Genomic DNA, 12,391 nt, shown 5'->3' with positions numbered 1-12,391 from the left:
TTTACACATTAAATAATAGTTATTTAAGGCTTGCAAAGTTACATTATTTATTAGAAACATTTACCTTTGGCAAGAATTTTGAATGCACGCATAACATAAACATAACATTATAACTAATGAAGAATTTAAAACTATGGCTTTCAGTCGCACTTATTACTGCCTTTGTAAGCGCTAATGCTCAAGAGGATAAGAAATATAAAATCCATACTGTTGCTTTTTACAATCTTGAAAACCTATTTGATACTGTAAACGATACAGAGAAAAACGATGAAGCTAGTCCGATGATGGAAATTAAAGCAAATCGTGAAGAAATCTACAAAAAGAAGGTTCATAATATGGCACGTGTAATTTCTGATATTGGTTCTGAAACTACGGGAAACGCACCAGCAATTATTGGTATATGTGAGGTTGAAAATGTTGATGTTGTTGAAGATGTTGCTAACGATCCTTTATTATTATCTCACGATTATGGTATTGTTCATTTCGAATCTCCAGATAGACGTGGTATTGATGTAGGATTAATGTATCAAAAAGATTTATTTCAGCCTATTTCTAAAAGTTCTCATACTTTAAAAATCTATGATGATAATTCAAAGAAACGTGTCTACACTAGAGATCAATTATTAGTTTCTGGTAAATTAGATGGTGACCTTATACATATTATTGTAAACCACTGGCCTTCTCGTAGTGGTGGCGAAGCAAGAAGTCGTTCTAAACGTATGGCTGCTGCCAAACTTAACAAACACATTATAGATTCTTTACAAGTAATAGATCCTTACGCTAAAGTTATTACAATGGGAGATTTAAACGATGACCCTACTAATGCAAGCGTTAAAGATGTACTTAAAGCAAAAGCGAAGAAAAAAAATGTAGCAATAAAAGGTATCTATAATCCTTTTATTAATATGTTTAAAAAACAAGGACTAGGTACTACTGCTTATAGAGACGCTTGGAGTTTATTCGATCAAATAATGGTGACTAAACCATTAATTGAAACCGATTTTTCTTCTTACAGATATTACAAAGCAGGAATTTATAACAAGAATTATTTAAGTAACAAAAAAGGACGATACAAAGGTTATCCTCTTAGAAGTTTTGCAGACGGCGGCTTTACAGACGGATTTAGTGATCACTTTCCTGTTTATATCTTTTTAGTTAAAGAGATAAAATAAAAAATTACTCCATAAATTTAAAACGCCAACTAATTTAGTTGGCGTTTTTTTTATTACATTGTTTTATATGAAATACATTGTATTCCTTTTCTGCTCTCTTTGTTTTATTTCTTTATACGGACAAAAAACTGAAGAAATAACAATAAACAATAACACCATAAAATCTATTGTTATTGAGGATGATGCTATTTTTAAAATTAACATAAACTCAACTAGCATAAAGACTATAAAAATAACTTCTAAAATAGAAGGCGAGTATTCTAAAAGGACTCACATTTTAACCCAAATTAATAACGATATACTTACAATAACATCTGCCTACCCAAAGCTAACCAATAAAACAGACGACAAATTAAATGCACACAAAGTCCATTCTATTGAGATTGTACTTGAAGTTCCAAAAAACCTAAGTCTTTATATTAAAAGCGCAATAGCTTCAGCAAAAATTAGTGGCACTTACAAGAACTTGATTCTAGAATTAAATCAAGGAAATGCTCAAGTTTTAAAATTTATAGGAAATGCTACAATTAATACGCATAATGGTAATATTACTTTAGAAACTAATAATGCGAAAATTAAAGCAAAAACTAAAACAGGAATAATAGAAAGCGAAAAAATAACACAAGCTACAAACAAAATAAAAATAGCTTCTATTAATGGAAATATTAAAATCTATAAAACTAAAAATTAGTCTTATTTTAGCTTCAAACTATTGCGATGTCCTTAAAAAAAGCTTCCTTTTTAATTCTCATTATTTTACTAATCGATCAAATTAGCAAACTATACATAAAAACACATTTTCAGCTTCATGAATCTCTAGAGATTTTTAGTTGGTTTAAAATCTACTTTGTAGAGAATGATGGCATGGCTTGGGGAACCAAATTAAGCGACTTTGCTCCAAGTTTAATAAGTGATAGAACGGCAAAATTATCTTTAACAACATTTAGAATTTTTGCCATTTTAGGTATTGGCTATTGGTTAGTAAACTCAATAAAAAAACACCAATCTAAAACACTACTTTTAGCATTAGTTTTCATTTTCGCAGGAGCTTTAGGGAATATTCTCGACTCTGTTTTTTATGGCGCTTTTTTTAATGATAGCTTTGGACAAGTTGCTTCATTTATGCCTAGAGAAGGTGGCTACGACAACTTATTATATGGCAATGTGGTTGACATGCTTTATTTTCCAATGTGGCAAGGAAATCTACCTAATTGGTTACCCGTTTTAGGAGGTGAAAACTTTATTTTTTTCGAACCTGTTTTTAATATAGCAGATGTTGCAATTGCAACTGGATTTAGCATTCTATTATTCTTTAATAAAAAAGCGTTTCCTAAAAAGGAAGACAATGCTTAGAATTTATAAATATTTTGTGGAGTAACGCAGTAATCTAGTGCTATATCACTTTCTAAAACAGGAAAAACGGCGTCTTCAAGTTCAAAAAAAGACAATCCAATTTTAATAGTTTCTGGCTTACAACTTGCTAAAAAATTATCGTAAAAACCTTTCCCATAGCCTATTCTGTTCCCGTTTTTATCGCAAGCTAAAAGTGGCACAAATACAACCTCTATTTTAGAGTTATTAATTTCTATACCATCTACAGGTTCTGGAATATTGTATTTATTTAATTTAATCTTAGTTCCATCTGTTAATAGAAAATTTTGAAGAGACCTCGTTTCAAAATCACTTTTAGAAATCACTATATTTTTATCTTTCCCAGATAATATACTTAGCAAAAAATCTGTATTTATTTCTTTTAAACTCGCTATAGAAAGAAAAACATGATAGAACTCATAGTCCCAAATTTCTAATTCTAGTAATTTATTTGCAATTTCAAGACTTAAATCTTCAATTGCATCTTCAGTTAATTCCTTTCTAAGATTCTTATATTTCTGTCTTAATTCTAACTTAGTAACCATTGTTATTCTTTTACTAATTTAGTTGAAATATGAAAAAGTGCATCACCTTGATAAACAATTGGAGATTCGTTTACATTAATAATATATCCAGAATTAGAAGTCTTTACAAAATGATTAAACTTACCATAAGGATCTGTAATGTTCCCAATAACTTGTCCTTTTTCTACTTTAGAACCAATAGTGATTGAAGCCTTAAACATTCCAGAATAACTGGCGCGAATCCAACGGCTTTCATTTATAAAAATAACAGCTTTTTTAGGCTCTGAAACTTTAAATTTTCTTTGAAGCATTCCGTGAAAATTCAAAATACGTTTGGCTCCATTTACACCTGTATTTGTAACATCATTGTCTATATGAATAGATTTTCCGCCTTCAAAAAGAAGAATAGGCTTATTTAATTTATTACAAGTATTTCTAAACGATTTATTTACATTTTTAGAATATAAAACAAAAGGAGCTCCAAAAACTTTAGCCGCAATATCCATATCTGGATTACCTTCAATAATTCTTATTTGAGGTGCATTAAATCGCAGTGCTCCTCCGGTATGGAAGTCCATAATAAAATCGGCATGAGGTACAATTTCTGAAACCAAAGAATGTGCTACTCTACTTGCCAGAGAACCAGATTTACTTCCTGGAAACACTCTGTTTAAATCGCGACCATCGGGAAACTCGCGTTCCATATTAATAAAACCAAAAACATTTAAAACCGGAACACAAATTATGGTTCCTGTTTTTGGTTTGTTAATGCCTTTTGAAATAATCTGACGAACAATCTCTACTCCATTAACCTCATCTCCATGAATTCCTGCGGTAAATAAAACAACTGGTCCAGGCTTTTTAGAACGCTCAACAATAATAGGAATATCTACTAGTGTTCTAGTATGTAATTTTGCAACATTAAAGCTAATTTCTACGCTTTGCCCGGGCTTAATAGTTTCACCTAATATGTTTAAATCGTCTTTATTATCAATACTCATAATTAAACGTTTCGTTCAATATAACGAATAATAGTTGATGCAATATCTTTTTTAGTAGCAGCTTCTATACCTTCTAATCCTGGCGAAGAATTAACTTCTAAAATTAAAGGTCCGCGGGCAGATTGTAATAAATCTACACCACAAATACCTAAACCAAGAGATTTAGCCGCTTTTAAAGCTGCGTTTTCTTCTTCGTCTGTAAGCTCTATTATATTAGCACTTCCTCCTCTGTGTAAATTAGATCTAAATTCGCCCTCTTTACCTTGACGCTTCATGGCACCAACCACTACTCCATCTACTATAAAAACACGAATATCGGCTCCTTTAGATTCCTTTATAAATTCTTGGACTATAACACGAGCTTGCAATCCATTAAAAGCCTCGATTACAGATTCGGCAGCATTATTTGTTTCTGCTAATACAACACCTAACCCTTGTGTTCCTTCTAATAATTTAATTACTAAAGGTGCACCTCCTACATATTCTATCATACTTTGCACATCTTTAGCATAGTTAGAAAATACCGTTTTTGGCATTCCCAAACCAGCTCTAGAAAGCACTTGTAAACTACGCAACTTATCTCGAGACCTTACTAAAGCTTGAGACTCTATTGCCGAAAACACTTTCATCATTTCAAACTGCCTTACAACAGCAGTTCCATAAAAAGTTACAGATGCTCCTATTCTTGGAATAATTGCGTCACACTCTAAAGTTCTTCCTTTAAAAATAACTTTCGGATTTTTTTTCTCAATAATAATATCACACATTAATGGATCGATTACCTCTACTTCGTGCTTGCGTTTTTTTGCGGCCTCAACAAGTCGTTTAGTAGAATATAAATGAATGTTTCGGGATAAAATTATTATTTTCATTATTTTAAATTGGTCTATTATTATTATTCAAAAATAGTGTTATTTGATATATTTAGGATTATTTTATTTGAATGTCACTTTTCTTAACATAAGATAAGTTTTTTAAATTAACGTCTACTAGAAACTTTTTAGAAAGAAATTTTCTACCAATTAAAATAGGATATTTCATTTCAGATCTAGTACTTAAAGTAAGGTCTATTTTGTATTTTTTTTCAAAAAGGATAACAGATGTTTTTACAATGTATCGCTTTTGCACCATACCATTACTACTCTTTACTTTAGTTGTAGAGAAGTTTTTAAAAACTATAATCTTCTTATTATAATTTGGATGTCCTTTATCAAAAAACAAACATTTTAGCAAGTTATCCTCTTCCACAACTTGGTGACAATGCATAGAAGATGTAAAAGCTCCTGTGTCTATTTTAATATCTATATCAAATAAATCAAGCGTTGGAAAATCTACTTTATCTATTCTGCCTATAACTTTTTTGGGCATTTTTTTAACTTAAATTAATGCCGCAAAGTAACAAAAAACTTGGATTAAACTAATCTTGCAATCATAATTACTATCTAAAATATTTTTTAAGTATTATCTTTGGGTTAATGGATAATCCTTCGCTAGAAATACAGTTAAAAACCTTACCAAATTCACCTGGTGTGTACCAGTATTTTAATGCTGAAGGCACTATTATTTATGTTGGAAAGGCTAAAAATTTAAAAAAAAGAGTCTCTTCTTATTTTACGAAAACGCACGAAAATGGAAAAACCAGAGTTTTAGTAAGCAAAATAGTTAACATAAAACACATTGTTGTTGAAACCGAAACAGATGCTTTACTATTAGAAAATAACCTAATTAAAAAGCACAAACCACGTTACAATGTTTTATTAAAAGACGATAAAACTTATCCGTGGATTTGTATTAAAAACGAACGTTTTCCAAGAGTATTCCCAACACGTCGCGTAATTAAAGATGGTAGTGAATATTTTGGACCATACACAAGTATGAAAACGGTTAAAACCTTATTAGGTTTAATTAAAGGCCTTTATAAGTTACGAACTTGTAATTACAAGCTTTCTCACGAAAATGTAAATTCAGGAAAATTTAAAGTTTGCTTAGAATACCATTTAGGAAATTGTAAAGGCGCATGCGAAGCTAGAGAAACTGAAGCTAATTACCATAAAAACATAGAAGCTATAAGGGCCATTTTAAAAGGAAACTTTAAAGATTCGCTAGAACAATTTAAACTACAAATGCATTTATTTGCTGAAGAAATGCTGTTTGAAGACGCCCAGAAGATTAAAGAAAAAGTTGAAATATTAGAAAATTACCAAGCTAAATCGACCATAATAAATCCAAAAATTAGTAATGTAGATGTGTTCTCTATTGTAAGTGATGAAATCTACGGCTATATTAATTTTCTTCAAATATCTTATGGTTCAATAATACGCTCGCACACCTTAGAGATTAAAAAGAAATTAGACGAAACAGACAAACAACTACTAGAACTTGCTATAATTGAAATTCGAGCGCGTTTTAACTCAAACTCCAAAGAAATCTACGTACCTTTTTCTGTTGAAGTTGGAGATGAAATAAAAGTAAGCCTACCTCAGCTTGGAGATAAAAAGAAAATTTTAGACCTCTCTATTCGTAATGCAAAATATTATAGAATGGAACGTTTTAAACAAGTTAAGATAACAGATCCAGATCGCCACGTTAAGCGTATTATGGCGCAAATGAAAAAAGATTTACTTTTAGGCGAAGAACCAAGACATATTGAATGTTTCGATAACTCTAATATACAAGGTACCAATCCTGTTGCTGCTTGCGTGGTTTTTAAAAACGGAAAACCAAGTAAAAAAGACTACAGACATTTTAATATAAAAACAGTTGTTGGTCCAGACGATTTCGCATCAATGGAAGAAGTTGTTTATAGAAGATACAAACGCTTACTTGATGAAGATGAACCATTACCGCAACTAATAATTATTGATGGTGGAAAGGGACAATTATCTTCAGCTTTAAAAAGCTTAGACGCTTTAGGCTTAAGAAACAAGATTGCAATTATAGGAATTGCAAAACGTTTAGAAGAATTATTCTATCCAGACGATCCAATTCCACTATATTTAGATAAAAAAAGCGAAACACTAAAAATTATACAACAATTAAGAAACGAAGCACACCGTTTTGGTATTGAACATCACAGAAATAAACGAAGCAAACAAGCGTTAAATACAGAAATGGAAACCATTCCTGGAATTGGCGAAAAAACAATTATAGATTTACTAAAAGTTTTTAAATCTGCTAAAAGAATTGCTAATGCAAAGCTAGACGAGCTTGAAGAGGTTATAGGTGTTTCGAGAGCAGAAAAAATTTATAGTCATTATCATAAAACTGAAAACGATTAAATGAGATCATTTATCATCGCAATATCGCTATTATTCTTTTTAAACACTAATGTGTTTGCTCAAAAAGAATCATCAAAAGAGCCCAAAGTAGGATTGGTATTAAGTGGTGGTGGTGCAAAAGGCCTTGCCCACATTGGTGCCTTAAAAATTATAGATAGCTTAGGCGTACGTATCGATTATATTGCAGGAACAAGTATGGGCGCTATTATAGGATCTCTTTATGCTTCTGGATATTCTGGAAAACAATTAGACTCTATTTTTAAAAATGTAGACTTCGATAAAATATTAAATGACGAAATTCCAAGAGATGCAAAAACCTTTTACGAACGCGAAAATCATGAAAAATACGCCATAGTATTGCCATTCGATCATTTTAAAATGCATCTACCTTCTGCTTTATCTAGAGGTCAAAACACTTTTAATTTATTATCTAAATTAACATTACACGTTAATGACGTAGAAGACTTTAGCAAACTTCCTATTCCGTTTTTTTGCATTGCTACAAATATAGAAACAGGACAACCTGTAGTATTAGACAAAGGCAATCTGGCACAATCTGTAAAAGCTAGTGGAGCATTTCCTTCATTATTTGAACCCGTAACTATTGATGAACAATTATTAATAGATGGAGGCGTAACAAACAACTACCCTATAGACGAACTACGTGCAAAAGGCATGGATGTAATTATTGGCGTAGATGTGCAAGACGGGCTTGCTAACAGAAACGATTTATCTTCTGCTCCAGCAATACTATTTCAAATAAACAATTTTCGTACTATAAATGATATGAAGATTAAAGCACCCAAAACGGACATTTATATTAAACCTGACATTACAAAATTTAATGTTGTTTCGTTTGACGATGGCGCAAAAATAATTGAGAACGGAGAGATTGCAGCTAAATTGAAAATTTCTCAACTAAGTGAATTAGCTGGAAAGCAGACAAAAAAAACACCAAATTTTGTTAAGCTTAAAACACCAGATAGCCTTCAAATAAATCAGATATTATTTAAAGGCTTAAGTAATTACACTATTTCTTATGCCTTAGGAAAATTAAAATTTAAACAAAACGAAAAAATAAGCTATGACCATTTTATTAGTGGCGCTAATAATTTAGTCGGAACAAATAATTTCGACAGTTTTACATACAAACTAGTACCATCCATTAGTAATGAGAATGTTCATGGATACGATCTACACGCAGAAGTTAAAGAAACCAATAAGACTACTTTTTTAAAATTTGGTCTACATTATGATGGCTTATACAAAAGTGCTCTACTCGCTAATATTACGAAAAATCAAATTCTATTTAAAAGTGATGCTGCATCTTTAGATTTAATTGTAGGTGATAATGTAAGATATAATTTTGAATATTATATAGATAAAGGTTACTACTGGAGTGTTGGATTAAGCTCTAGGTATAACGAATTCGACAAAGCTGTCTCTGCTGCCGCTTTACTATCGGACCAAGACGTTACAGCTGCAGGTGTAAACAAGTTAGACATGAAAGTTACAGATGTTACCAACAAAATTTTTGTACAAACACAATACAAAAACGACTTAACACTAACACTTGGAGCACAACATAAACGTTACAAAATAACATCGGAAACTGTTTTACCATCTGCAAACCAGAATAAAACAACATTCGAGAAAAGCGACTATGTAGGTACGTTTGCAAATTTAAGGTTCGATTCTTTTGACAACAAATACTACCCTAATAGTGGTTTATACTTTAATAGTGATTTTAATCTATACCTATACTCATCAGATTACAACAAAAACTTTACTCAATTCTCAACAATAACAGCAAGTTTAGGGTATGCCCACGCATTAACCAATAAATTAAGTGCTCATGTTTCCACTGGAGCTGGAGCAAAAATTAATGGTAAAGACTATGCCTACTTAGATTTTGTCTTGGGTGGCTATGCTAACAACTTTATTAATAATTTTAAAACCTTTTATGGTTACGATTATTTATCTATTTCCGGAGACAGTTTTATTCAAGGCACAATAAATTTAGACTACGAAGTAATAAACAAACACCACATAACATTAGCCGCAAACTTTGCCAATGTAGAAGACAACTTATTTAGCTCAGAAGATATAGATTGGTTTTCACTTCCAGATTATTCAGGTTATGCTTTAGGCTATGGTATAGAAACTTTTTTAGGTCCTATAGAAGCGAAGTGCACTTACTCTCCAGAAACTAAGGAATCTTATTGGTTTTTCAATTTAGGATTTTGGTTCTAAAAATTACATTTTAATAACTCCAAAAAATTCACGATATTTGTTAATGATGAATCACTTTTGGCAAGACATATTAACCTTTTTAAAATTTCTTATTAAAAGAAATCCAGAGTAAACTATACTTTCCTTTTCCGCATTTAATAAAGTAAAAAGTCTAACTTAATACTTTAAATTTTTAATTCAAAAAAACTAAAAAAATGCCGTTTTATCACAAATTAGGAAACATCCCACATAAAAGACACACACAATTTAGAAAAGAAGATGGGTCTTTATATTCCGAACAACTTTTTGGAACCATAGGTTTCGATGGTATGAGCACAAACTCTTACCACGAACAACGTCCTACACAAGTAAAAGAAATAAAAAGACAATACAGTGTTGCGCCTAAAATTGCAAAGAAAAACCACATACAATCTTATCGTTTTAGAGGCTTTCAAGTAAAACCAGAAAATGATTATTTAGAAAGCAGAAAAGCTGTTTTAACAAATAGTGATTGTACAATAATTCTATCTGCACCAAAGTATTCTACAACAGACTATTTTTACAAAAATTCTGATGCAGACGAAATGATTTTTATCCACAAAGGCTCAGGAAAACTAAGAACACATCTTGGTAATCTAGACTTTAAATATGGAGATTATTTAATAATCCCTCGTGGCATAATCTATAAAATAGACTTCGACACCGAAGACAACAGACTCTTTATTGTAGAATCTCGCAGACCAATTTACACTCCAAAACGTTATAGAAATCATTTTGGGCAGCTGCTTGAACATTCACCATTTTGCGAACGCGATATACGCAGACCATACGAATTAGAAACCAATAACGAATCCGGAGATTTTTTAATGAAAGTTAAAAAACAAGGTGACATTTTCGATATGGTATACGCTTCACATCCTTTCGATGTTGTAGGCTACGATGGTTACAATTACCCGTATGCGCTTTCAATTCACGATTTCGAACCTATTACAGGTCGCATTCACCAACCACCTCCAGTACACCAAACCTTCGAAACCGACGCCTTTGTAATCTGTAGTTTTGTACCACGCATGTACGACTACCATCCGCAAAGTATTCCTGCGCCATACAACCACAGTAATATAGATAGCGACGAAGTATTATACTACGTAGATGGCGATTTTATGAGCCGTAACGATATAGACCAAGGTCACATCTCATTACACCCAGCAGGTATTCCACACGGTCCACACCCAGGAACAGCAGAGAAAAGTATAGGCAAAACTAAAACCGAAGAATTAGCAGTCATGGTAGATACCTTCAAGCCTTTAATGGTTACAGAAGAAGCCATGAAAATTGCCGACGAAGATTACCACAAATCGTGGTTAGATCATTAAAATTTGTCATTCCTGCGCAGGCAGGAATCTATTTAAAACAAAAAATATTAGAAGCTATTTCCTGCTTTACACTATATCTTTTTTGAGAAAAAACTAAAAAGGATGCCGTTTCAACTGCGAAGTAATCACTAAACTCCATATAAATAAGAGTCTTGTGAAGTAATCAGGGCTAAAATATTTGTAAGGTAATAGTAAAAACAATATAACAATACCAACTTATTAAGTTGGCTCTCTTTCAACCGAAAGAATAAGACATAAATATTATGAGTAAAAAAGAAGTAAAATCAGTAAACTACGGTTTAGAAAAAATATTCGAAGGCGCACAAGATTTCCTTCCGCTATTAGGAACAGACTACGTAGAGTTCTACGTTGGTAATGCCAAACAAGCAGCACACTTTTACAAAACAGCATTTGGTTTTCAATCTTATGCCTATAAAGGATTAGAAACAGGATCTAGAGATTCTGTTAGTTATGTATTAAAACAAGACAAAATCCGTTTAGTTTTAACAACACCATTAAACAGTAAGTCAGAAATCAACAACCACATCGTAAAACATGGAGACGGTGTAAAAGTTGTAGCACTTTGGGTAGAAGATGCCAGAAAAGCTTACGAAGAAACTACAAAACGTGGTGCTAAATCTTATATGGAACCAACCGTAGAAAACGACGAATTTGGAGAAGTAGTAAGAGCAGGAATCTATACTTATGGAGAAACTGTACACATGTTTGTAGAGCGTAAAAATTATACTGGAACATTTATGCCAGGATTCAAAGCATGGGAAAGTGATTACAATCCAGAACCAGTAGGTTTAAAATATATCGACCATATGGTTGGTAATGTTGGTTGGGGACAAATGAACGAATGGGTAAAATGGTATGAAGATGTTATGGGCTTTGTAAACTTTCTATCTTTCGACGATAAGCAAATTCACACAGAATACTCTGCTCTAATGAGTAAGGTAATGAGTAATGGAAACGGTCGCATTAAATTTCCAATAAACGAACCAGCAAAAGCAGCTAAAAGATCTCAAATTGAAGAATACTTAGACTTTTACGAAGGTTCAGGAGTGCAGCATATTGCAGTTGCCACAGACGATATTATTAAAACAGTATCACAATTAAAAGCTAGAGGAATAGAATTTTTACCACCTCCACCACAAGCATACTATGATGATATCCCTAATCGTTTAGGTGAACATATGGACATGATGAAAGAAGACATTAAAGAGCTTCAAAAACTATCTATTATGATAGATGCAGACGAAGAAGGTTATCTACTTCAAATTTTCACAAAACCAGTAGAAGATAGACCAACATTATTTTTCGAAATCATACAACGTATGGGAGCACAAGGTTTTGGAGCAGGAAACTTTAAAGCGTTATTCGAATCTATTGAGCGTGAGCAAGAAAAAAGAGGAACACTTTAAAATACAATAT

General features: G+C 32.0%; 11 protein-coding genes. 7 read left to right on the top strand and 4 right to left on the bottom strand.

Translation table 11 applies throughout. From position 1 onward, the window contains the following. The first annotated feature begins 116 nt into the window (after window positions 1-116). The 3 genes from Q0935_RS06560 to Q0935_RS06550 all read left to right on the top strand — a co-directional run bounded on the left by Q0935_RS06560 (window position 117) and on the right by Q0935_RS06550 (window position 2,525). Window positions 117-1,172, top strand: a complete 1,056-nt coding sequence (locus Q0935_RS06560; protein WP_299250048.1) for an endonuclease/exonuclease/phosphatase family protein — start codon at window positions 117-119, stop codon at window positions 1,170-1,172. Window positions 1,173-1,239: 67 nt separating this feature from the next. After that, window positions 1,240-1,863 carry a hypothetical protein gene (locus Q0935_RS06555; protein ID WP_299383604.1) on the top strand — a complete coding sequence of 208 codons (624 nt, stop codon included), beginning with the start codon at window positions 1,240-1,242 and terminating at the stop codon, window positions 1,861-1,863. A 26-nt stretch (window positions 1,864-1,889) separates the two neighbouring features. Next, window positions 1,890-2,525, top strand: a complete 636-nt coding sequence (locus Q0935_RS06550) for a lipoprotein signal peptidase (RefSeq protein ID WP_299383600.1) — start codon at window positions 1,890-1,892, stop codon at window positions 2,523-2,525. Here Q0935_RS06550 and Q0935_RS06545 read toward each other — a convergent pair. Genes Q0935_RS06545 through Q0935_RS06530 form a run of 4 tightly spaced genes read right to left on the bottom strand, consistent with a single transcriptional unit; the run spans window position 2,522 to window position 5,436 of the window. Beyond that, a complete protein-coding gene (locus Q0935_RS06545; RefSeq protein ID WP_299383597.1) occupies window positions 2,522-3,088 on the bottom strand; it encodes a 5-formyltetrahydrofolate cyclo-ligase in 567 nt (188 codons plus the stop codon). The genes Q0935_RS06550 and Q0935_RS06545 overlap by 4 nt on opposite strands. Window positions 3,089-3,090: 2 nt before the next feature. Beyond that, window positions 3,091-4,068: a succinylglutamate desuccinylase/aspartoacylase family protein gene (locus Q0935_RS06540; protein ID WP_299383594.1), complete on the bottom strand. Its 978-nt coding sequence runs from the start codon at window positions 4,066-4,068 to the stop codon at window positions 3,091-3,093. Between the two features lie 2 nt (window positions 4,069-4,070). Continuing rightward, a complete protein-coding gene (gene rimK / locus Q0935_RS06535; RefSeq protein ID WP_299250058.1) occupies window positions 4,071-4,940 on the bottom strand; it encodes a 30S ribosomal protein S6--L-glutamate ligase in 870 nt (289 codons plus the stop codon). Window positions 4,941-4,998: 58 nt separating this feature from the next. Further along, window positions 4,999-5,436 carry a RimK/LysX family protein gene (locus Q0935_RS06530; RefSeq protein WP_299250060.1) on the bottom strand — a complete coding sequence of 146 codons (438 nt, stop codon included), beginning with the start codon at window positions 5,434-5,436 and terminating at the stop codon, window positions 4,999-5,001. A gap of 107 nt (window positions 5,437-5,543) precedes the next feature. On the opposite strand from Q0935_RS06530, the gene uvrC reads away from it, so the two are divergent. The 4 genes from uvrC (at window position 5,544) to hppD (ending at window position 12,381) form a co-directional block, all read left to right on the top strand. After that, entirely contained in the window at window positions 5,544-7,346 is a 1,803-nt protein-coding gene (gene uvrC / locus Q0935_RS06525; RefSeq protein WP_299383591.1) for an excinuclease ABC subunit UvrC, read from the top strand. Next, on the top strand, window positions 7,347-9,599 hold the full coding sequence (locus tag Q0935_RS06520; protein WP_299383587.1) for a patatin-like phospholipase family protein: 2,253 nt from the start codon (window positions 7,347-7,349) through the stop codon (window positions 9,597-9,599). 194 nt (window positions 9,600-9,793) lie between these two features. Continuing rightward, window positions 9,794-10,954 (top strand): homogentisate 1,2-dioxygenase, encoded by a 1,161-nt coding sequence (locus Q0935_RS06515; RefSeq protein WP_299250065.1) that lies wholly within the window; start codon window positions 9,794-9,796, stop codon window positions 10,952-10,954. Between the two features lie 263 nt (window positions 10,955-11,217). Further along, window positions 11,218-12,381, top strand: coding sequence for a 4-hydroxyphenylpyruvate dioxygenase (gene hppD / locus Q0935_RS06510; RefSeq protein WP_299383583.1), 1,164 nt, complete (start codon window positions 11,218-11,220; stop codon window positions 12,379-12,381). The last annotated feature ends 10 nt before the right edge of the window (window positions 12,382-12,391 follow it).

This window comes from uncultured Lacinutrix sp. (assembly GCF_947500605.1).
Classification (GTDB): Bacteria; Bacteroidota; Bacteroidia; order Flavobacteriales; family Flavobacteriaceae; genus Lacinutrix.
The sequence above is the reverse complement of the archived record's forward strand: the minus strand, read 5'-3'. Positions and strand labels throughout refer to the sequence as shown.

What these genes read in the sequence shown, in the direction of transcription:
- Q0935_RS06560 (WP_299250048.1), top strand. Translation starts at nt 117, where the DNA reads ATGAAGAATTTAAAACTATGGCTTTCAGTCGCACTTATTACTGCCTTT.
- Q0935_RS06555 (WP_299383604.1), top strand. Translation starts at nt 1,240, where the DNA reads ATGAAATACATTGTATTCCTTTTCTGCTCTCTTTGTTTTATTTCTTTA.
- Q0935_RS06550 (WP_299383600.1), top strand. Translation starts at nt 1,890, where the DNA reads ATGTCCTTAAAAAAAGCTTCCTTTTTAATTCTCATTATTTTACTAATC.
- Q0935_RS06545 (WP_299383597.1), bottom strand. Translation starts at nt 3,088, where the DNA reads ATGGTTACTAAGTTAGAATTAAGACAGAAATATAAGAATCTTAGAAAG.
- Q0935_RS06540 (WP_299383594.1), bottom strand. Translation starts at nt 4,068, where the DNA reads ATGAGTATTGATAATAAAGACGATTTAAACATATTAGGTGAAACTATT.
- rimK (WP_299250058.1), bottom strand. Translation starts at nt 4,940, where the DNA reads ATGAAAATAATAATTTTATCCCGAAACATTCATTTATATTCTACTAAA.
- Q0935_RS06530 (WP_299250060.1), bottom strand. Translation starts at nt 5,436, where the DNA reads ATGCCCAAAAAAGTTATAGGCAGAATAGATAAAGTAGATTTTCCAACG.
- uvrC (WP_299383591.1), top strand. Translation starts at nt 5,544, where the DNA reads ATGGATAATCCTTCGCTAGAAATACAGTTAAAAACCTTACCAAATTCA.
- Q0935_RS06520 (WP_299383587.1), top strand. Translation starts at nt 7,347, where the DNA reads ATGAGATCATTTATCATCGCAATATCGCTATTATTCTTTTTAAACACT.
- Q0935_RS06515 (WP_299250065.1), top strand. Translation starts at nt 9,794, where the DNA reads ATGCCGTTTTATCACAAATTAGGAAACATCCCACATAAAAGACACACA.
- hppD (WP_299383583.1), top strand. Translation starts at nt 11,218, where the DNA reads ATGAGTAAAAAAGAAGTAAAATCAGTAAACTACGGTTTAGAAAAAATA.